General features: G+C 57.2%; 18 protein-coding genes. 9 read left to right on the top strand and 9 right to left on the bottom strand.

Annotated elements, in window-relative coordinates:
* Nucleotides 1-15 precede the first annotated feature (15 nt).
* Nucleotides 16-879 carry a CYTH domain-containing protein gene (locus tag EDB94_RS19275; protein ID WP_108019272.1) on the top strand — a complete coding sequence of 288 codons (864 nt, stop codon included), beginning with the start codon at nt 16-18 and terminating at the stop codon, nt 877-879.
* A 27-nt stretch (nt 880-906) separates the two neighbouring features.
* On the opposite strand, the gene EDB94_RS19270 is transcribed toward EDB94_RS19275, so the two are convergent.
* The gene (locus EDB94_RS19270) at nt 907-2088 is read right to left on the bottom strand and encodes a potassium channel family protein (RefSeq protein ID WP_014575995.1); all 1182 of its coding nucleotides are present in this window, start codon (nt 2086-2088) and stop codon (nt 907-909) included.
* An 80-nt stretch (nt 2089-2168) separates the two neighbouring features.
* On the opposite strand from EDB94_RS19270, the gene glnE reads away from it, so the two are divergent.
* From glnE to EDB94_RS19255, 3 genes are all read left to right on the top strand, one after another.
* The gene (glnE, locus tag EDB94_RS19265) at nt 2169-5075 is read left to right on the top strand and encodes a bifunctional [glutamate--ammonia ligase]-adenylyl-L-tyrosine phosphorylase/[glutamate--ammonia-ligase] adenylyltransferase (RefSeq protein ID WP_108019271.1); all 2907 of its coding nucleotides are present in this window, start codon (nt 2169-2171) and stop codon (nt 5073-5075) included.
* 77 nt (nt 5076-5152) lie between these two features.
* Nucleotides 5153-6079 carry a branched-chain amino acid transaminase gene (locus tag EDB94_RS19260; protein ID WP_008170880.1) on the top strand — a complete coding sequence of 309 codons (927 nt, stop codon included), beginning with the start codon at nt 5153-5155 and terminating at the stop codon, nt 6077-6079.
* Nucleotides 6080-6166: 87 nt separating this feature from the next.
* The gene (locus tag EDB94_RS19255) at nt 6167-6574 is read left to right on the top strand and encodes a DUF6165 family protein (protein WP_108019270.1); all 408 of its coding nucleotides are present in this window, start codon (nt 6167-6169) and stop codon (nt 6572-6574) included.
* Between the two features lie 23 nt (nt 6575-6597).
* Here EDB94_RS19255 and EDB94_RS19250 read toward each other — a convergent pair whose 3' ends face one another.
* Complete coding sequence (locus EDB94_RS19250; RefSeq protein WP_062786576.1) at nt 6598-7656, bottom strand: glycosyltransferase family 9 protein; 1059 nt, start codon at nt 7654-7656, stop codon at nt 6598-6600.
* Between the two features lie 157 nt (nt 7657-7813).
* Here EDB94_RS19250 and EDB94_RS19245 point away from each other — a divergent pair, with 157 nt between their 5' ends.
* Genes EDB94_RS19245 through EDB94_RS19230 form a run of 4 tightly spaced genes read left to right on the top strand, consistent with a single transcriptional unit; the run spans nt 7814 to nt 11806 of the window.
* On the top strand, nt 7814-8530 hold the full coding sequence (locus EDB94_RS19245; RefSeq protein WP_062786574.1) for a 3-deoxy-D-manno-octulosonic acid kinase: 717 nt from the start codon (nt 7814-7816) through the stop codon (nt 8528-8530).
* Nucleotides 8527-9645 (top strand): glycosyltransferase family 4 protein, encoded by a 1119-nt coding sequence (locus EDB94_RS19240; RefSeq protein WP_108019269.1) that lies wholly within the window; start codon nt 8527-8529, stop codon nt 9643-9645. Before EDB94_RS19245 ends, EDB94_RS19240 begins: the two co-directional genes overlap by 4 nt.
* Entirely contained in the window at nt 9646-10725 is a 1080-nt protein-coding gene (locus tag EDB94_RS19235; protein ID WP_108019268.1) for a CDP-glycerol glycerophosphotransferase family protein, read from the top strand.
* A 34-nt stretch (nt 10726-10759) separates the two neighbouring features.
* On the top strand, nt 10760-11806 hold the full coding sequence (locus EDB94_RS19230; protein ID WP_108019267.1) for a polysialyltransferase family glycosyltransferase: 1047 nt from the start codon (nt 10760-10762) through the stop codon (nt 11804-11806).
* Here the strand turns inward: EDB94_RS19230 and EDB94_RS19225 are convergent.
* The 3 genes from EDB94_RS19225 to EDB94_RS19215 are packed head-to-tail and all read right to left on the bottom strand — an operon-like array spanning nt 11765 to nt 16091.
* Entirely contained in the window at nt 11765-13774 is a 2010-nt protein-coding gene (locus EDB94_RS19225; RefSeq protein ID WP_108019266.1) for a glycosyltransferase, read from the bottom strand. The genes EDB94_RS19230 and EDB94_RS19225 overlap by 42 nt on opposite strands.
* Nucleotides 13768-14673 (bottom strand): lysophospholipid acyltransferase family protein, encoded by a 906-nt coding sequence (locus tag EDB94_RS19220; protein WP_014576002.1) that lies wholly within the window; start codon nt 14671-14673, stop codon nt 13768-13770. Before EDB94_RS19220 ends, EDB94_RS19225 begins: the two co-directional genes overlap by 7 nt.
* Nucleotides 14670-16091 carry a mannose-1-phosphate guanylyltransferase/mannose-6-phosphate isomerase gene (locus EDB94_RS19215; protein ID WP_014576003.1) on the bottom strand — a complete coding sequence of 474 codons (1422 nt, stop codon included), beginning with the start codon at nt 16089-16091 and terminating at the stop codon, nt 14670-14672. The genes EDB94_RS19220 and EDB94_RS19215 overlap by 4 nt, the downstream gene beginning before the upstream one ends.
* 131 nt (nt 16092-16222) lie before the next feature.
* On the opposite strand from EDB94_RS19215, the gene EDB94_RS19210 reads away from it, so the two are divergent.
* Nucleotides 16223-17017: a glycosyltransferase family 2 protein gene (locus tag EDB94_RS19210; protein ID WP_008170849.1), complete on the top strand. Its 795-nt coding sequence runs from the start codon at nt 16223-16225 to the stop codon at nt 17015-17017.
* Nucleotides 17018-17040: 23 nt separating this feature from the next.
* Here the strand turns inward: EDB94_RS19210 and EDB94_RS19205 are convergent, their stop codons facing one another.
* From EDB94_RS19205 to lpxL, 4 genes are read right to left on the bottom strand one after another with little or no spacing between them, the layout of a single operon-like run.
* Entirely contained in the window at nt 17041-18096 is a 1056-nt protein-coding gene (locus tag EDB94_RS19205; protein ID WP_108019265.1) for a glycosyltransferase, read from the bottom strand.
* Nucleotides 18093-19208 carry a glycosyltransferase family 4 protein gene (locus tag EDB94_RS19200; protein WP_108019264.1) on the bottom strand — a complete coding sequence of 372 codons (1116 nt, stop codon included), beginning with the start codon at nt 19206-19208 and terminating at the stop codon, nt 18093-18095. The genes EDB94_RS19205 and EDB94_RS19200 overlap by 4 nt, the downstream gene beginning before the upstream one ends.
* The gene (locus EDB94_RS19195; protein ID WP_108019263.1) at nt 19205-20200 is read right to left on the bottom strand and encodes a mitochondrial fission ELM1 family protein; all 996 of its coding nucleotides are present in this window, start codon (nt 20198-20200) and stop codon (nt 19205-19207) included. Before EDB94_RS19195 ends, EDB94_RS19200 begins: the two co-directional genes overlap by 4 nt.
* A 47-nt stretch (nt 20201-20247) precedes the next feature.
* Entirely contained in the window at nt 20248-21195 is a 948-nt protein-coding gene (lpxL, locus tag EDB94_RS19190; protein WP_108019262.1) for an LpxL/LpxP family Kdo(2)-lipid IV(A) lauroyl/palmitoleoyl acyltransferase, read from the bottom strand.
* Nucleotides 21196-21205: the final 10 nt, after the last annotated feature.

The raw sequence follows: 21205 nt of genomic DNA, 5'->3' as shown, positions 1-21205 counted from the left end.
AACAGGTCCGTTGAAATGGCTACCGAACTGGAAATCAAGCTCAGTGTTTCGGACGAGGCACAGTCGCGAGCAGTGGAATGGTTATCAGCTCGCCCCGAAGTGCAGCCCGGCAAGACCAAATCCCTGGTCAATCGCTATTTTGATACGCCCAATGCCGACCTGAATCAGGCCAGAGCTGCCCTTAGGGTCCGCAAAGCCGGCAATGATTACATCCAGACCCTGAAAACCCGTGGCGAGTTCGTTGATGGCGCTCACCGTCGTGAAGAATGGGAGTGGCCGGTTTCCGGTCCGGGGCTGGATTTGTCATTATTGAAAGAAACCCCGCTGAAGTCCGAGCTGGATCTAAGCCGTCTTCAGGTGGCATTCGAGACCAACTTTCAGCGCCAGGAGCTGTGGCTGGAAGATGGCAAGACTTTGATTGAGGTGGCCGTGGATTCCGGCACTGTTGCCGGCAATGAAGCGAGCTGGCCGCTGCACGAAGTGGAGTTTGAGTTAAAGAAAGGAGACGGCTCAAGGCTGGTGGCGTGGGCACTCGAGCTGGCCCGGGAAGTGCCGGTTTTCCTGAACCTTGTGAGCAAGGCCGAACAGGGCTATTTTCTTGCTGGTCTTTATCGCCCTGAGTTGCCCAGTAGCAATGATCCTCTGACAGTCACAGCCTTTCTCAAGGCGTTGGGCGCCTGCTGGCTGCTGGATAGGCCGTTTCCTATAGACCAGTATGATTTGTCGCCTGTAGCGAAAGCAGTCGGTAGCGCGGGGTGCGTTGCGATCTGGGAGCATGTGATTGGACAGTTGGCAGAGGGGTGCTCTATCCGTCAGCTCGCCGCGGACTCGACGGAGCTCGGCGTTCTCCAATTGCGGCTGGCCACTGCCGAGCACTAACGATTGGGTCGCAAAGTCAGGCGGCCTTTAACGGGTTGAGTTGTTCTTTGCCGGCTCCTCCGCTTCGCCGGTTTCCCGGGCAGCGGCATGAGCGCGCCACTGCTTCAGGAATACCCGGTATCGCTCCAGCGCTTCCTCCACCACAGAGACCTCTGGCGTTTCGGCGGATTTGACCAACACGATCAATCCCTTGCCTTCAATTTCCTCGTTAGTCGGCGGGTGGCAGATGACTTCATTGTCGTTGTCAATGTAGGCGAGCGCCGTCCCGATGCCATGCCTGACCAGGGCGCTCACTATGTCGGCCCAGTTGAGATCGTCCAGCGTCAGGTCATAGCGATGGGGATGGTCATGTTCGTAGTTGAACAGATCTTCCAGCACTTTCTCTGAGCCGGGCGCTACAACCGAGCGCACCATTATTTCGGGGTAAGTCCGGACCGGACGGATGGTTGTGCGCACGCCGAGCGCCTTGAAGCGTCCCCTGTTTTCGTCGTTGACGCACTCCACGATTGTGTGGTTCCCGAGATTCAGTTCGGTAAGCCGATGCGCAATATCGAAGGTAAGGCTGTCGGAAGAGGCATCGGCTTCATCGGCTGCAAGCACGATGATATGACGCGCACTGCCGGCGTGAACGGCTTTCAGTGCTTCCGGATCAAAGCCTGCACCGTGGTAGTGCACAACTCCGATGTCCGAAAGTTCGGTGGGCAGTCCCATCGGAAACTGGCGAGTCAGGATCATGATGGGAATGGTTTGGTAGCCCGGAATAGCACGAATCTGGGAGGCGAACCTCATGAAGTACTGGTCGCCGCCATGTTGGGGGGTGTTAATAATGATGATGTGGTCATTCATTTTATAGGTCCACCTTCCTGACAAAATGCGTTCCCGGCGGTAGAACCGGTATTCGATATAGTCGCTGACGATCAGTGTCAGCAAGGTAATTGAAGTGATAAACATCAGCACAATGGTGCTGAAACGCCCGATCATGGTCTGGGGCGCATAATCGCCGTAGCCAACGGTCACCAGCGTGGTCATGGTCAGCCAGGCGGCCTCGAATAGTTCCAGATCCTCGACCGCCCAGATGATCAGGACCTGCACCAATAACAGCCCGCCCAGAATCGCAAAGAGGCGCTTCATCCGTCTCCGAATCATCCCGCCCATGGGCAAGTGAGTTTCCTGGTGCTCCGGATTCAGTGGGCGGCGGTTTCGTTGCATCCGTGTCTGCGGCCTGTTCAGTTGCGGGTAAGTTCGTTATACAGTACCCGAAATATAACAGAGAGACAGGGGTTTGCATTATGTCCGAGCCATGGCACAGCCTTCCGAAACCGCTGGCGGATGATGTCGCCGGGTGCTGGGAATCAGTGTTCCCGGAAGGGGTTCCGGCGTGGTTGACCTCACCGGAGGGTATGGATGACACCGCAGTGGCTACGGCGATCTCCCGCAGTTTGTTCCTTCGCCAGACTCTGGAACGCCATGCCGATCAGGTAGAGGCATTGATGGCTTCTCGTTCGTTGTCTGAGCCAACCACTCCGGACTATCTGGAAAGTCGATGGCAGGAGTACCTCTCTGAAGTTGACGGTGAGCCTGGCCTGCATTCGGCCCTCAGACAATTCCGCATGGAGACCCAGTTCCGGATTATATGGCGGGATCTGATGCGATGGGCGGACCTTGCTGAGACCATGGCGGCGACGAGTGTATTTGCCGATATCTGTATTGATGGAGCGCTCAGCTGGCTATACCAGGACGCCTGCGAGCAATACGGTACGCCTCGAGGGGCCGACCCGGTAACCGGACAGGAAACCGACCAGAAAATGGTGGTGCTGGGTATGGGTAAGCTGGGTGGTCGGGAGCTGAACGTCTCCTCGGACATTGATCTTATCTTTGCCTTTCCGAGCAAGGGGGAAACCGTTGGCGGGCGGCGCTCACTGGATAATCAGCAGTTCTTCGTTCGCCTTGGCCAGCGGCTGATTCAGGCTCTGGACCAGATTACGGCAGACGGTTTTGTGTTCCGGGTGGACATGCGTCTCCGGCCTTATGGCCAGAGTGGCGCGCTGGCGCTGAGTTTTGCTGCTCTGGAAACCTACTATCAGGACCAGGGGCGGGATTGGGAGCGGTACGCCATGGTCAAGGCCCGGGTGGTGGCGGGCGATCAAAGGGCGGGTCAGGTGCTCATGGAGACGCTGCGCCCCTTCGTGTACCGCAAGTACATCGATTTCAGCGCGTTCGAGTCCCTGCGCAGCATGAAGGCCATGATTGGCCGGGAGGTGCGCCGAAAGGGTCTCGAAAACAACATCAAGCTGGGTAGCGGCGGTATCCGAGAGATCGAGTTTGTGGTTCAGGCATTCCAGCTCATTCGCGGTGGCCGGGACAGGGAGCTTCAGCAGCGGGAGCTGCTGGTCATCCTGAAAGAGCTGGAAGAGCTCGAGCTGTTGCCGTCGCCGGTGGTTGGTGAGCTTCGCGACGCCTATGTGTTTCTGAGAAACCTGGAGCATGCGCTCCAGGGTATGGAAGACAAGCAAACTCAGTTGCTGCCGGAAGATGAGCTGTCCCGGGCACGGGTCGCCACAATTATGGATTTCGAGAACTGGCAGGCCTGCGAACAGTGCCTCAGAGAACACCGGGAGCGGGTCGCCACGCATTTTTCCAACATTATTACCACGGAAGATGACGAAGATGAGGGGCAGGGGGCCCTCGAAGAAGGGTGGTTCGAGCTCTGGCTGTCCGAAATGGAAGAGGCTGCTGCCGCCGACTGGCTCAAATCACGGGGCTATGAAGACCCCGGTGCTACGTTGGCGGAGCTGGCTGAACTTCGTGAAAACAGGACTGTTCAGAATCTACAGACCCAGGGGCGCCGGCGACTCAATCAGTTCATGCCAATGCTGCTAGAGGCGCTCACCCAGGTTGATAACCCGTCCGAGACCCTGTCCAGAGTGTTGCAGTTGGTGGAAGCCATACTGCGTCGCACGGCCTACATGGTGTTGCTACTGGAAAATCCGGGCGCCTGTACTCAACTGGTGCGGTTGTGCAGTGAAAGCCCCTGGATTGCCAGGCAGCTGGCGGAAACACCGCTCCTGCTGGATGAGCTGTTGAACGCCGAGAGCCTGTACAGCCCACCCGCGAAAGCAGAATTGCAGGATGATTTGCGCCAGCAGATGCTTCGGATTCCGTTTGAGGATCTGGAAGAGCAGATGGAGTCACTGCGGCATTTCAAGAAAGCCCATATCCTGCGGGTTGCGGCGTCCGAACTGAAAGGCACATTGCCGTTGATGAAGGTCAGTGACTACCTCACCTGGATCGCCGAGGTTGTTCTGGATCATGTGGTGGACGTAGCCTTCGCCAACCTGGTCAGCCGCCACGGCTATCCGCGCCGGGAAGATGGCTCCGCCTGTGAAACCGATTTTGCCATCATTGGCTATGGCAAGCTGGGCGGGATCGAACTGGGCTATACCTCCGATCTTGACCTGGTGTTTGTGCACAAAGCTGATCCGGAGCTGGCCACCGACGGTGAAAAGCCCATCGACAATGCGGTTTTTTACACGCGGCTTGGGCAAAGGATCGTCCACATCCTCAACACCCAGACGCCCTCGGGGCAGCTTTATGAGGTTGATATGCGCTTGAGGCCGTCCGGTAACTCCGGGCTGCTGGTCAGTACTTTGCAGGCTTTCGAAAAATATCAGCGCGAGGACGCCTGGACCTGGGAGCATCAGGCGCTTGCCCGGGCCCGGGGTGTTGCCGGATGCACGGAGACCCTTGAAGCTTTTGAATCCATACGCCACGAGATCCTTTGTCAGCCCCGTGACCGTGAGAAACTCCGGAACGAGGTGGTTGAAATGAGGGAGAAGATGCGGGCTAGTCTGGCCACGCCGGAAAGCCGGCAGGACGAGGTGTTTCATATCAAGCATGATACCGGCGGCATCGTTGATATCGAGTTTATCGTCCAGTACCTGATGCTGGCGTGGTCCGCTGAGCACCCGGAGCTGACCCAGTGGTCCGATAACATTCGCCAGATGGAGGAGCTGGGGCGCGCCGGGGTGATGGCTGTGGAAGATGCCGAAAAACTCAGGGAAACCTTCATCGCCCTGCGTTCCACGATTCACCGGCGGGCGCTTCAGAACCTCAATAGTCAGGTGGAAGGTGATGCCTTCTCACAAGAGCGTGACTACATCCGCGCCATGTGGAAAAAAGTGATGATTGAGGCCTGAGGCAAATTCAATTCCGGCAGATTTTCCTGCTAGAATGCCGGTTCCCCCGAAAAACGCTTTTTTAGGAGCAATGAAGAATGTCGATGGCTGATCGCGATGGCGTTATCTGGATGGATGGTGAAATGGTTCCCTGGCGGGATGCCAAGACCCACGTCCTGACTCACACCCTGCATTACGGCCTGGGCTGTTTTGAAGGTGTGCGGGCCTACAACACCGCGAATGGCCCGGCCATTTTCCGCCTTAAAGAGCACACGGATCGTCTTTTCCGTTCCGCCCACATCCTGAACATGAAAATGCCGTTCAGCAAGGACGAGATCAACGAAGCCCAGCGTGCGGCGGTCCGGGAAAACAATCTTGACGAAGCCTACCTGCGCCCAATGGCGTTTCTCGGTTCCGAGGGTATGGGGCTCAGGGCTGATAACCTGAAGGTGCACGTAATGGTTGCGGCCTGGAGCTGGCCTTCCTACATGTCACCGGAAGCGAAGGAAATGGGGATCAAGGTGCGCACGTCCTCCTACACGCGTCACCACGTCAATATCACCATGTGCAAGGCCAAGGCGAACGGCAACTACATTAACTCGATGCTGGCCCTGAACGAGGCCATTTCCGGTGGTGCCGAGGAAGCCCTGCTGCTGGACAACGAAGGTTACGTTGCCGAAGGCTCCGGAGAAAACATTTTCATCATGCGTGATGGTGTGCTGCATACGCCTGAACTCACCTCCTGCCTGGAGGGTATTACCCGTGCCACGATCATGGATTTTGCGCGCGAGCTCAACATTCCGATCAAGGAGCGCCGGATTACCCGCGATGAGGTCTACATCGCCGATGAAGCCTTCTTCACAGGCACAGCGGCCGAGGTGCTGCCGATCCGCGAACTGGATGGCCGTGTGATCGGTGCCGGCAAGCGTGGCCCGGTGACCGAGAAGCTTCAGGCTATGTACTTTGATGCAGTCAAGGGCAAGCTGGCTGAGCACAGCGGTTGGCTGACCCACGTAAAAGGCTGATTCCATAATAATCGTAGGCCGCCGTTTGCTGTTTCAGCCCGGCGGCTTTGTTGTTTAACACACCCTGTTTACTGGCGGGACGAGCAAATGGCAGACGTTATCAAGGTACCGGTATCTTTTGGCGAGGTGCTGGACAAAATCACCATTCTCGAAATCAAGTCCGAGCGCATCAAGGATGAAACGAAGGTCAAGAATGTCCGGCTTGAGCTTGATGAGCTGAGCGCTACCTGGGACGAGGCGTTAAAGGACAAGGCTGCTGAAATCGCCGATCTCCGCAAGCAGCTGAAAGCGGTCAATGAAGAGCTGTGGGTGATTGAAGACGATATTCGGGATCAGGAAGCCGCCCAGGACTTTGGCGCGAGATTTATTGAGCTGGCACGCGCTGTATACGTCACCAATGACAAGCGCGCTGCGATCAAAAAAGAGGTCAACCTGGCCCTGGGGTCTCGTTTCGTGGAAGAGAAGTCCTACCAGGACTACACCGCACGGAAGTGAAAATTTGGGTCAGATGAACGCTTTCATCTGACCCAGCTTTCAGCTTTGGCCGCCGGGTTAACTTCAACCCACCGATCCAGCATATTCGTGGCATCTGCAACCGTGATCAGCTCCATCGCCCCCTCGAACTCTGCTTTCGCCCCCCACCGGGCCTGTTCCACCGTTTTGCCGGTAAACTTCTCCAGTGCTTCAGGATACCGGTTCACACACCAGTCCAGAGAATTATAGGGCCCGGAGCGGTAAGGATTGCTTGCGGCAAACAACCCAAGGACATCGGTGCCCACCGCACTGGCGATATGTGCCGGCCCAGTATCGGGCGCTACCACGAGGTCGGCATGGGTCATTAACGCTGTCAGTTGCTTCAGGGTGTCCTTGCCGCAGATGTTGTGCGCTTTTTCCTTCATTGCGGCTTCGATGGCGGCGCAGTACTCGGCCTCGAACGGGGCGGGGCTGCCCACCAGAATCACCTTCATACCGTGCTTCTGAATCGCGTGATCAGCCAGCTGTGCGTAACGCTCAGCGGGCCAGTTACGCAGTGTGTGGCTGGCACACGGACTTATTACAAGGTTTTTGCGGTCATTAGCCAGTTGCTCACGCGCAAACTCATGGTCTGAATCCTTCAACGGAATCTGCCAGCGCGGCGGCGCGGCCTTGAGGTCCAAAGGTTCGAGGAAGCTGGCAAGGCAGTCTCGCACGTGCTGCTTCGGTGCCGGTTTGATCCGGTGGTTGATAAACAGGCTGTGAAGATCCTTGCTGCGGGCCTTGTCATAGCCAATCCTGACTCTGGCCGGAATGCAGGCAGCGGCGAGGTTGGCTCGGAAAGCCACCTGCATGTGAAGCAGCGCGTCAAACTTGCGACCCGTCATTTGTCTGCGAAGCTCAGCGTAGCCTTTGCGACCGGCCTTTTTGTCGAAAATAATGAATTCAACGCCGGGCAGATCGCCAACCAGCTTGGCTTCGATCTTGCCGATAACCCAGGTAATCTTCACGCCGGGAAGCTGCTCCTGGAGGCTCAGCACGACAGGTATTACGTGAGTCACGTCGCCGATGGCGGACAGGCGAAGAATGCAGATGGAGTTCATCAGGTATTGATCCGGTTCAGGTTGTGGCCTGGTGCTGTGGAGCTTTGTCGGCAATCATTGGTAAACTGGCCGCCATTCTAACTTACTCGCGCGTTTCCGTCCCGGCGTGAGTGGGTAGTACGTGCCTTCTTTCAATTTCGGTGACCGGGAACCCAGCATGGTGGAGTCTGAAATCTGTATCCGGGAAAGGGCTTCGGCAATGCTGATTCACCCGGATTACGAGGGCAGAGTTACCGAGGACTGGTTCAATTCCGCCTCTTGGGGCAATCAAGCCCGCCCGGTAAGCAGCGGGGGCCGCGGCGGCGCGTGGTTTTTGCAGGACGGTGAGGACAGACTGGTGCTTCGAGAATATCGCCGGGGCGGGTTTATGGCGAAATTTGCGCGATACGCCTATGCCTTCACCGGCGAGGAGCATGTGCGGTCCTTTGCAGAGTTCCGGTTGCTCAACAAGCTGGTTAGTCAGGGGCTTCCCGTACCCTGTCCTGTTGCGGCCTGGTATCGGAAACTGTCGCCAATTCAGTATCGGGCCGCCATCATCATTGAACGGTTGGAGAACACCACGCCCCTGGCTGACCTTATCTCGGAGCTGGACAATGAGGCGTGGACGTCCATTGGAGAAACCATTCGTCGATTTCACGACGCCGGCGTCATGCATGCGGACCTGAACTGCTTCAATGTACTGGTCCGGGGCAACGAATACTTTCTGATTGATTTCGACAAGAGCAGGTTGATGACTGGCAGTGCCCCGGCGCGCTGGAAAGAGGCCAATCTTGATCGCTTCTCGCGATCGCTGGTAAAGGTGGCCGGAGAAGACGCACGGGCAAAAGCCTGGAGTTATTTCATGAACGGATACAACAGGGGAATGGCCACTTGACCAATCCACAACAGGGCGGATCGCTTCCGTCGATACTTTGTCTTACGGATGCCTGTGATCGTCCGGAGACTGAACTCTTTATCGGGCTCAGAAAGGCCGGGTTCGACGTCGACGTCATGTGTAACCCCAAGGGCCGGAACTATCAGCGTCTGGTCGACGAGGGCATGGTTGCCTGCCCCATGGCCTTGAAGAACCGCTTTGACAAAGAGGGCACCGAGTCCATCCGCCAACAACTGGCCAAGAAAAACTACGAGGTCATTCATGCTTATAATCCCCGGGCCCTGGCCTGCGGACTACGGGCTTCCCGGGGCACGGATATCAAGATCGTCGCCTATCGTGGTGTGATCGGTAACATCAGTTTTCTCAATCCGGAATCCTGGATTACCTTCCTGCATCCTCGCGTCAGCAAGATTGTCTGTGTCGCTGATGCCATCAAGGATTACCTGGCCAGCCTCCGGTTTCTGTGGATGCACATTCCTGAACGGAAGCTTCAGAGAATCTACAAAGGGCACGACCTGGACTGGTATCAATCGCCCAAGGCCGACCTGACACAGTTTGGTGTTCCGGAAGATGCCTTCGTGGTGTGCTGCACCGGGAGAAATACCCCGAGAAAAGGCTTCGATGACCTGATTGAAGCGATCGATAAGCTGCCTGAGGATGTAGATATACATTTGCTGCTGGTGGGAGACGTTATTGATAACGAAGAGATTCAGGCGCAGGCCGCTGCCACTTCTCACCCCGAGCGGATTCACTTTACAGGTTACCGCAACGATGCGCCGGCCATAGCGGCGGCCAGTGATGTGTTTGTGCTTCCCTCGAAGGAAAGGGAAGGACTGCCCCGTGCCGTCATCGAGGCGATGGTCTACGGAGTGACGCCGGTAGTGACCAGTGTTGGCGGTATGCCGGAGCTGGTGGAAGATGGCGTCAGCGGTATTGTGGTTGAACCGAAAAATGCTCCCGGGCTTTCAGCGGCTATTGAGCGGCTTTACCGAGATCGTGAATTGGCGGCCTCTCTTGGGCAGGCTGCGAGGCAACGGATAGCCCGGCATTTTCACACCTCACAGACCGTCACTGAGACGGGTGAGCTATACAAATCGCTGACGGGCAGGGCTTGAATGCGCCGGTACCTGTTTTTTGTAAACCAACCCTATTCCTATTCAATACTGCGACCGCTGCAGGAAGAGATACGTCGCCGGGGCGATGAGGCTGCCTGGTTCGTCGCCGGGTGCTCAACAGCTCCACTTCAGGCCGATGAGCGCCGTCTCGTTTCCGTAAAAGAGGTCATGGACTACAACGCGGATGCGACCTTCGTTCCCGGTGATTGGGTGCCCTACTTTTTTCCCGGAATCAAGGTTGAGGTATTCCATGGCATGGCGCGCAACAAAAGGGGCCATAGCAGCGAAGATGAAAGTGACCATTACCGAATTCGGGGATGGTTTGATCTTTACTGTACGCATGCCCTTAAAGACACGGAAAAGTTCCGTGAACTGGCCGAGCGGTACCAGCATTTCGGGGTTGCTCACACAGGTTGGCCAAAGCTCGATCCATTGCTGTCGCGGAATGAAATAGGGAAGAGAAACCGTCTGGAAAATGAGTTGCCGGTTGTTTTTTACGCTTCAACGTTCAGCCGGTCCGTTACGTCAGCTCCGGATTTGGTGGAGAAGATCGGCGAGCTCTCCAGAAGTGGTCGCTGGAAGTTCATTGTAACGCTTCATCCGAAAATGGATCCCGCGGTAGTGGATCAGTATCGCAAGCTGAGTGGCGAGAACCTTCGCTTTGTCGAAAGCGATGAGGATTTGCTGCCCCTGCTTCCTGAGGCGGATGTGATGCTTTGCGATACTTCGTCCATCATGTTCGAGTTCATGTTCCTGGATCGCCCGGTGGTCACATTCAGAACCAAAATGCCGGGGCCCTATCTGATTGATGTCCAGGAAGTGGCGAACGTTGAGAAAGCTCTGGAAGAGGCGGTGCAGTATCCCGATCTGCTGATGAAAGAAACGCGAGCTCTTTGCGACCAGTTGCACAGTTTCCGGGATGGTCGTTCCAGCAAGCGAGTTCTTGATGCGGTCGAGGATTTCCTGATCAACAAGCGTAGCCAACTCAAGCCAAAGCCGATAAACCTGTTGCGCAAACTGAAAGTCCGGCGCCGGTTGCGGAAGGAACTTGCACGCATGGCACCTGAAAGCTCAGGATAGACCAAGCGAAGATCCCGACCAGGAAACGAACGATTTGATCAGCGCCGCAAGCCCAATCAATGTCTTTGTTGCGAGTACGCCCCTGCAACTGATCAGTTGCTCCGAGGCTCGTTATCACTATGGCTGCAGCTCCGAAAAAACACTGCTCATCATTGCTAGACCTGATAACCGCGAGACCGAGGGGCAAATGGCTTTCCTGGCCGAGGCGTTGGGCTGGCAGGGCATCGAAACCATCTATCTTAAAAAGAGTTCCTTTTACCTTCGTCTGGGGTCAGTTGCCAGGAGTCTCTCAAAGCGAACTATTGAAAGGTTGTTTATCGGAAACAAATCCAGCTGGATTCACGAAGTGTTTTATCGGGGATTCGACAGCGAACAGCTGATTTTCGTGGATGACGGCCTGGCAACAGTAACCTATTACCATGCCATTCACGACGAGGGCATCGCCTCCCGGATTTCACCGGCCAAGAAGCGACTTTTGCGAACCATGGGGATCAGGATCCATCGTGTTGTTCCGGAGGTGATCGCATTCTTCACCTTCTTTCCGTTACCGAACTCCGAGCTTGTCCAGGTGCGTGTTCACGATTTCCCGGTGTTTCGTAAAACTTTCAAAAAAACGCCCCGTGACAATAGCCAGACGCCCCTGGTCGGGTTCCTTGGCCAACCCTTTGGTGGTGAGGATCGGCTTCAGCAATTGAAACTGCAAATCCAGCACGTGGTGGAGCGTCATCCTGATAGCCGCGTGGTGTACTTCATGCACCGAAAGGAAAGCAGGGAAGAGTTGGAGGCTTTGCTGGCAGAATTTCCGCTCGAGATACGGCAGGCCGGTCGTCCGATCGAGGTCGAAGTGGCCCTGTCCGGGGAAATCTATCTCGCTTTCTACAGCTTTGCTTCAACCGCTCTGTTTACCCTGAAAAAGATATTCCCGGAAATCCGGGTGTTCCAGATCGATGATGCCGCTCTGGGCGCCCGGCTCCCTTACTATGACGAAATAAGGCGTATGTTCGGGAGCGTCGGCGTGGAAACGACGCTCCTTCGGGGGTCACGACTTTTCGAAGCGGGCCGGCCGGTCCAGAGTCCATAACCCTGCATATTTGTTGAACGTTACCTGTGCGTACGTCACAGCGGTAAGATAGCCCACAGCACCGTCCAGAAACCCGAACCGAATAAAGTACACCTGCACGAATGTCATCAGGCCCCGAAGGGTGGGGTAGACCATGGTGCGGGTCTTCTTGCCTTTGCGATGTTTCTCCAGTGAGCCAAGCCAGGCGTACTTGGCGCTTTTTTCCAGCGAGTGGCCGAAATCCCTGTGTGTATAGTGCGTCAGGCGGCCCCTTAGGGTTTTGATCTTGCGTCCGGACGGAATCAGTATCCGCTCGTGTACGAGGGCGTCCGAAAAGCTTACTCCCTCGCGACGGAACAGCCGGAGGGGGGCTCGGCCGCTGCGCCCGAAATCCAGGCGGCTGCCGTAGATCGTTACGGCCCAGGGAAGCTTGTACGCGTCCGCGTCAGGATCTGCCAGGTGATCGTTGATCTCCCTTGCCAGCTCGGGTGTGACACGCTCATCGGCATCCAGTGACAGCACCCACTCTCCTGTCGCTTTCTCGAGAGCTCGCTGTTTCTGGATGCCAAAGCCAGGCCAGTCTGTGACTTCGACAACATCTGCAAGCTCTCTGGCCAGTTCCACCGTTCTGTCAGTACTGCCGCTATCCAGAACGATAATTTCGTCGGCAACCAGCCTTGCGGACTTCAAGCAGTCGGTGATGTGGTCTTCTTCGTTTTTCGTGATGATAGTGGCAGACACCTTGCGGGCCCTGTTTCGAACATAGGACGCACTCAACTCTGTAAACATGGCCGAGGCGATGGAGCTAACAGCCAGCAGATAGAAGGTGAGGAACAAAGTCCGATTGAAGGTGGCTTCGGTCAGGCCAAAGAAAAAGTATCCAAGGGATACCATGCAGCCAGCCGCCGCAAGGTGCGCCGTGGCTGCGTGGCGGCTGGACAGGTTTCTGCCAAAGATGGCCAGCGGAATGAAAATAAGCAGGGCCCAGCTGAGAATGCCGGGAATACCGCTGGTTGCGGCATTGTTCAGCAGATCGTTATGCGCATGCCCCGTGCAACAGTCCAGGAAATGCTCTGGCAGATTGCCCGCGGCAACTTCCGATTCTATGCGGTGGGTATAGCCACCAAGGCCAGCGCCCGACCAGGGGCTTTCTCTGAGCATGTTCAGCGCCTGCCCCCAGACCTCCAGGCGAATTTCCATGCCGGAGTCCAGTTGGCCATCATGTAGCAGTCCATTGAGCGAGCTGGACATGCGGTCGCTGGTGATAATCGCGCCGGCGACGAGCATTGGCACAACAATCAACCCGGCAATTCGAAGTCTTTTACCGACTAGTGGTACCAGCGCAATCAGAAGGAAGGGTAGAGCGACCAGATTACTGCGGGTTTCCGACAACATGGAAATGAGAACGGCCGCCGTTCCACCGATAAAAAACAGTACCGCCAGGCCCCCCCGTTTTTCCCGGACAAAAAACATGGCAGCGACGATCGTCAACATGCCCCCCAGGAGGGCGAGATTGCCAAAGCTGATAGGGTTGATTCCACCGCCAAAACGGGAATTCAAGACCTGACCAAGCGCGCCCTGGCGGGCAGCAATGGTCACCAGAAAAATCCCGATGACAGACACGGCTACCAGTCCGATGGCGGCGAAAGTCGTGCGGGCGCCAATCCGTGCATAGCTGATGGCAACAATCAGGGGCCAGAACAGGATGAACCGGGCGTGCGTGCCAAGGGTTTTTCCACCCTCGTAATCAAACCCTTCAAGGGCCCAGGACAGAAAACTCACCAGCACGAAGAACCAGAAGGAAAAGTGAAGCAGCCTGAGCTCTTTGGGTTTGTCCCAGCCGTCTTTATACAAAGATTTGCGGGCACTGAGCACCATTCCGGCAATCGCAAGCAAGAGAGTCGCGCCGGCCAGGATGCTTGAGGACAGGAGCGCGCCGCCGAGCCCGATGATCAGCAGCGCATGAAAGGCGAGTCTGGGGTTCAACATACTCGGTCCGGATTATAGGGGTTGATTTCGCCGGGCGGCCGATGGCGCATACGCTTGTATTCCCATTGATACTGCTCGGGGATCTCTCGCACGCATTGCTCAATCGCGTGATTCATGGCACTGGTCGCGGCAACAGGATCCTTGTCACCGAGGCCCGGGCCGGTCTCACGTACAACGATCCGGAACCCGGAAGCGTCGGGCAGGCGCTCGGCATAAGTAATCAGCACGTTGGCACCGGTGCGCTGAATCAGCTTGGATACGAGAGTCATGGTTTTCACTTCCATGCCGAAGAAAGGCGCAAAGGCGTTGCCCTTTCCGCGGGGCGACTGGTCCGGCAGGATTCCGGCAACCCCGCCTTCCCGAAGAATCGAGGCGAGCCTGGCCAGGCCGCGGCGGTCGCCCCGGACCAGCTCCGAGCCAAGTCGCCCGCGTACCTTGATCATGTAGTCCTCGAACTCGGGCATATTCGGCGGACTATAGAGCGCTGCCATTTTGTAGCGTGAGGAAAAGAACAACCCGGCCAGCTCCCAGTTACCGAGGTGCGGCGCCAGGAGAATCAGGCCTTTGTCGCCGGCCATGGCCTCGTCGATAAGATCCAGGCCTTCGGTTTCCCGGATCAGGCCAAGGCATTTCTCCACCGGCCACTCCCACATCAAGGGCACCTCGAGCATGGTCATGCCGGTCTGGGCCAGGGATCTCTTTGACATAACCGCGCGTTCGGTGTCTGAAAGTTCGGGGAGGCAAATGGACAGGTTAATGTCGGTTACCTGGCGAGATTTGGTGGGCAATCGCCATACCAGATAACCGACGAAACGACCGACCCTCTGGGCACCGGCAAGGGATAGCCAGCCGGCAATCCTGAGCAGCCCGGCGATGATGAAATACTTGAGCTTGCTCATTTCCTGCCGTACCGATCCTCGTAACGAACAATGTCGTCTTCACCCAGGTAAGAGCCGGACTGAACTTCGATCAATTCCAGATCGATGACGCCCGGATTCTCCAACGAGTGCACCTGACCAACCGGAATGTAGGTGGACTGGTTCTCGGTGACCAGGTAGGTTTTCTCGCCGTTGGTGACCCGGGCCGTGCCGCTTACCACGATCCAGTGCTCGGCGCGATGGTGATGCATCTGCACGGAGAGCTTGGCGCCGGGTTTCACAGTGATGCGTTTGACCTGATAGCGGGCACCGTTGTCGATGGAATCGTAGACGCCCCAGGGCCGGTAGACTTCCCGATGGTTCATGTGCTCGTGGCGGCCATCGGTTTTGATCCGTTCCACCACGGTTTTGACGTCCTGAACACTGTCTTTATGGGCGACCAGCAGGGCATCCTTGGTTTCGATAACCACCAGGTTGTCCACACCAACGGTGGCCACCAGCCGGCTATCGGCACGGATCAGCGTGTTGGCGGTGTTATGGGTAATCACGTCGCCGGTCAGGCTGTTGCCGTCCGCGTCCTTGTCACTGACTTCCCATAGCGCGGACCAGGAGCCAATATCGCTCCAGCCGGCATCCAGGGAAACCACGGCGGCCTTGTCGGTCTTCTCCATGACGGCGTAGTCCACCGAGTCTGACGGGCATTCGGCGAAGCGTTCGGCGTTGATTCGCGTGAAGTGCAGGTCATCGGCGGTGTCTGCGATGGCGGCACGGCACGCGGCCAGGATATCCGGGCGATGGGCTTCCAGCTCCTCGAGGTACTGACGGGCACCAAACAGGAACATTCCGCTGTTCCAGAGGTACTCTCCGGAATCGAGGTAACCATTGGCGGTCGCCTGGTCCGGCTTTTCGACAAACTTGTCCACCAGGTAGCTGTCAGGGCCCAGCTCGGTGCCACGATGAATGTAGCCGTAGCCAGTTTCAGGATGGTTCGGGACAATGCCGAAGGTGACCAGTTTCCCTTCCCGCGCCAGCGGAATGGCTTTCTTCACCCCTTCCTGAAAGGCGGTGACGTCCTTGATCAGGTGGTCGGCTGCCAGCACCAACATCAGGGGATCATCGGCACCGTTTTCTGCAGCCTCGGTCAGCTGCAGCGCTGCCAAGGCAATCGCCGGCGCCGTATTCCGGCCGCAGGGCTCCAGAATGATCCGCGTATCCTCGTGGCCGGATTGCCGCATTTGTTCCGCAGCCAGGAACCGGTGTTCCTCGTTGCAGATCAGAAGAGGGTTTGCTGCGTCCATGCCCTCAAGCCGCGCAACGGTGGCCTGCAACATCGACAGGGGGCCGTTGGTCAGTTTCAGGAACTGCTTCGGATTCAGCTGGCGCGACATCGGCCAAAGGCGTGAGCCGGTACCGCCAGCCATAATGACGGGGTGAATCATCTGTACACTCCGGGCTTGAGTTAAAGAATGCCAAGAAAAACATCAAAATCAGGCGCGCCATCTTATCATAAGGCAACCATGATATTGTTTTGACCAGTCCGTAAACTGATTGCCCGATACCAGGAATTTTGATGAAGCTACCGTTATCCGTTTATTACATCACCCAGGACGAAGAACTGCGATTGCCGGAATCCCTTGCAAAGGTTTCCGGCTGGGTTGATGAGATTATCGTAGTCGATTCCGGAAGTATTGACCGAACCCGTGACATTGTTGAAGCGGCGGGTGCCCGTTTTGTTCATAACGACTGGCAGGGGTTTGCCTGCCAGAAAGCCTTTGCAGCAAGCCTTTGTCGTAATGACTGGGTGCTTGACCTGGATGCGGATGAGGTGCTGTCGGACGAGCTTGTGGCCAACATCCAGGACCTGTTTTCAAAGCCGATTGACCCGGCCATTGCGGGATTCCGGATGCGCTGGGTGCTGTCCCAGCCGGATCCCCGGCATCCGTTCCGCCATGATAAATCGAAGAAGATCCTCAGGCTCTACAATCGTAACAAGGCAGTGATTGAGCCCGAAAAAGACAGCAACAATGACCGGCCGCAGGTGAAGGCTGGCCGGGTTGTGGATTTAAAGGGCGATGTGTTGCACCGCACGCTGATTTCTCTGGAGCAGATGGAGCGCAAGTACTGCCAGTTGTCGACGGAGCAGGCCCGCTTTATCGCCGCAAAGGGACGGCGAATTTCCAGCCCCCGCCTGTTTGCCGAGTTTCCCCTGAAGTTCCTGAAATATTACCTGCTGCACCGCCAGATCCTGAACGGTTGGTTTGGTCTGAGCGTTGCCATTACCGCAGCCAACAGGAACTTCATGCGCCTGGCCAAGGCTCGGGAGATGCAGATGCTATCCGAATTTGAGAGGGAAAATACACGGTAGCTCTCTGCCGAATACAGCGGACATCAGGTGCCTCGTTGCTCGCCCATTGCCCTCAGGTATAGCGCTTCCGTTTGCTCCGCCATGGCGTTGATCGTGAGAGTTTTACGGGCAAATGCCATGGCGGGCTGCTCACTCTGTTTCAGTGTCTCCAGATCAGCGAGCGCTCGCGCTATCAGTTCGGCGAGGTCCTGATCCCGGTGGCCTGCACTGAGAGACGTTGCTGGAAGAATATCCCGCGGTCCGGACACCGGAGTGGAGACCACGGGGCAACCACTGAGAAGGGACTCCGCCAGTACATAGGGAAAACCTTCCCGTTCGGAGCTGATCACCGTCAATTCGGCCCTGTCGTAGATGGGCGCCAGATTCTCCCGGAACCCTGCGAGGGTTACCGAGGTTTCCAGTTTCAACTGGCGAATCAAGTGCTCAAGCCGTGATCGCTGGCTGCCCTCGCCAAAAATGGTCAGATGGCAGCGATGTGCCGAATCGCCGAGCATGGCCCAGGCCCTGATCAGCGCATCAAAGCCCTTGACGGATTCGAGTCGTCCGACGGCGATTACATTGGTGACTCCAGACGGTAGCTCCGGGCCGTCGTCTGTTGTTGTTCGTTCGCTCCCGGACTCCACGCCGTTGTAGATGAGGTGTTTCCGGTGGTGTCGCAGAGTAGCCAGAATCCTGGGGCTTACGGCAATGATCTCGTCGAGGCGATCAAAGGCCTTATGGCTGGACTTGGTGCCGTGCACCGTACCGATTCGCACTCGGGCAAGGCTTCCGGTTTTCGCCGCGAGCTGCGCAGCCTTGTTGCCCTGGGCGTGCAGAATATCAGGTGCTATTTCTCGAAGTCGCCGGCGGAGGGCCAGTTGGAGCCAGAGATTCCGTCGCCCGAGTTGAACTGGCAGTGGATGAAACTGGACGCCTGCAGGGAACCTGTCCCGGTAGGTTTTATGGCCGATCACATGGACGATATGACCGCGGTCTGCCAGTGCACCTGCCAGATCAGCGGTATGTTTTTCCATGCCGCCCCAGGTTGTGCCGGGCGTGGCAATCAGCAGGGCGATCGTTAATCGGGGCGGTGAGGTCATGATCGGCCTGCGGCATTTTGTAGCACCGTCTCGTAAACGGCCAGGCTCGCTTCTGTTTGTGCCTCCAGGCGGAACCGATAAGGGATCTCAATGGCCGGAGGCCCGGCATCCAACATCCGGGAAACGGCCTGTGCGAACTCCTCAACGTTATCCGGCGCCACCAGGCCTTCCCGGAAGCACGCCTGCAGTGTTTCCGCCGCCCCGCCACGATTATAGGCCACGACCGGTGTTCCCGAAGCCAGGGCTTCGGTCACTGTCCGGCCAAAGGGCTCGGGTTTGGTGCTCATGTGACAGACCACGTCGGAGAGCAGGTACAGGTTGGTCATGTCATTGCGCTGGCCCAGGAAGCTGACCTTTTCGGTCAGGTCCAGGCGAGACCGCTCCTTCTCCAGTTCATCCAGGAAATGCTCTTTGCCGGGCTCCGCACCACCCACAATAATACCGTGGCAATCGGGCCGCTCCCGCACCAGTTTCGCCATCATGGCCAGGAAATCCAACTGGCCTTTCCAGCGGGAAATCCGCCCCGGCATCATAATGATTTTCTTGCCGGCAAGCTGTGGATACTGACGGAACCAGCGGTCCAGCCATTGCTGTGGAAGCTCCCGCTGATGAAAGGCATCCACATCCACGCCCCGCTGGATGACGGTCAGCTTCTCTTCGGGTACCTGGTAGTTGCTCATCACGTAATCCCGCACACACTGCGACACGGCAATGATGTGATCGGCGCGAGTCATGATGGCGCTGTAGGGAGTCACGGAATACATGCCGTGGAAGGTGGACACAACCGCCGGGCGTTCCCGTTTCGGGATGCTTTTCAGGGCCAGGAAGATAATCCAGGCGGGCATGCGTGAGCGGACATGAACGATGTCCGGCTTCAGCTCAAGAAGCAGTTTTCGCATCGGCAGGATTTGCCCGAAGGACGCTGGATTCTTCCGGTGAATCGGCATGAAAATATGCCTCGAACCCTGTCCCCGCAGTTGTTCCGCCATGGGGCCGCCCTTGGAGACGACAAAGGATTCGTGGCCGCGTCGAACGAGGTCCGCAGCGAACTCTACGGTCCCCCTTTCCACGCCGCCACTGTATAGCGCCGGAAGTGCCTGAAGAATTCTCAAGGTTTAGTCCCCTTGTGCAGGCGTTGATTGGTTTTCTCGCTCTTTGGCAGGAGTCCTCGCTCCAGCACCCAGCGGGCCGCACGATTGGCCTCCCAGAGAGTCTTTTCATGGTCGGTTCTGCCAGCCATGACGCTGGCATGGTCTGTCCACTTGGCAACATAGCCGTCCCGGACCAGCCGTTCCACACCATCCACGACCCGGCTGCCGGTTCTGGCCGGCAGTTCGAACAGGCCGGTTGGCACCCCGGAGGTTGCGGCCTCACAGACCATGGACATGCTGTCCGGCGTCACCCAGACGGCTCTTGAGGCCGAGAGTTGGTGGCTTAGCCAGTCTTCGTGGGTCTGCCCGGGGTGGACGACGGTAATTCTCAGCCCGGCCATCTCTTCGAGGCGTTCCTGAAGGGGTTCAGGTGTTCGCCTGGAGGTGCTGATGGTCCAGCGCCAGTCGGGGTAATGGCCGATCAGATGCGATACCTGGCCCAGGACGACATCATCGTCCCAGTCGTAGTGCGGGGAAGGCCCGCCGATGAGCAACAGCGCCTCCCGTTTTTCGGTGATTCTGGCCAGGGGTGTAATGGTATTCAGAACCCCTTCCGTCAACAGCACTCGCTGGCTGGCCTGTACACGATCATGGGCCGGGATCAGCGCGCCGCTGACCAGAGACAGCGGGAACGCGGGCTTCATGATGACAAGCGTTCGGGCTCCACGAAGCTTGCGCAGAGCAAGAAGCAACCGGTGCGTGCCAGACCCGGCCGCAATGACCAGATCAGGGCGAGGCAGTGACGCCTCCATTCGTGGCGGTGCGCCCAGCAGTGCTCGCCAAAGCGGAATTTTCATGGTGGAGGCGTCGACCCAGTAGGTGCTTGCGCCGATCAGGACGCGAAGGCGGTTACCGAGCCCCTTCAGTTGGTTCCTGTGGCCAGGCTTGCTGTCTGTCAGAAGCCACACCACCGGTGTGGATGCATCCTGCGTTCTGGGCTCTGGTTTGGCCATGGTGTTCCGGCATGCACTGCCGGCCTCCGTATTGCCAGGGTTCTGCGTTACCGGCGTTTGTAGAAGCCGGGGTCATTCTCGTCCGGGCGGGTCTTGAATCGTCGATGCATCCAGAGATACTGATCCGGCGCTCGCCGCACCTCTCGCTCGATAGTCTGGTTGATCAGTGTTGCATCCTGAAGATCATCGCCGCTGGGAAAATTCTCGAGGGCCGGGTGGAAGTAAATGTCGTAACCCGGCCCATCGTCACGCCGGAAATGGCTGAACGGAACCACCTTGCAGCCACTGCGTTCTGCAATCCGGGAGGTGGCGGTAATGGTGCCCGCCGGTATTCCGAAAAACGGAGCAAAGACAATATCCTTGCGACCGTAATCCTGGTCCGTGGCGTACCAGACTGCCCGGTTTTTCTTCAGGCTGCGGAACAGGCCTCGCAGGTCTCTGGCGCCGAGCACGGTGCCATAGCGGCGTTCCCTGGCCCTTGTCATGACTGCGTTCATCAACGGGTTGTTATGATCCCGTTGCATGACATCGGCTTCAATGAACTCGGTTACCAGGCTACCGCCCAGATCCAGGGTGCTGTAATGCCCCCCCAGCAATAAGACGCCTTTGCCACCGGCCAGGGCATCCTCAAAATGCTCAAGGCCGTGGACTCTCGTGATGCCCGTCAGTTTGGCCGGGTTACGAAACCAGGCAATACCAAGCTCCAGCAAGCCAATCCCATTGGCAATGAAGGCTTTCCGAACCAGAGCCGATTGCTGAGCACTGGTGAGCTCCGGGAAGCACAACCTGATGTTCACTTCCGCGATGTGCCGACGACTTCGGGCAAGGCGAAAGGCCAGCAGGCCTGCCATTTTTCCCAGCCACCACTGAACGCGTATCGGCAGCCGGGACACACACCACATAAGGAAAATGCTCAGCCAGGTAGGCCACCAGCGCGGGTGGCGGTACGCCGAGTAGTCTGTGTTTCGCGGTAATTTGCGATATTTCTTTTTCACGTAATGCAGG

It is taken from the genome of Marinobacter sp. 3-2 (assembly GCF_003751355.1).
In the GTDB taxonomy this organism is placed as follows: Bacteria; Pseudomonadota; Gammaproteobacteria; order Pseudomonadales; family Oleiphilaceae; genus Marinobacter; species Marinobacter adhaerens.
The sequence above is the reverse complement of the archived record's forward strand: the minus strand, read 5'-3'. Positions and strand labels throughout refer to the sequence as shown.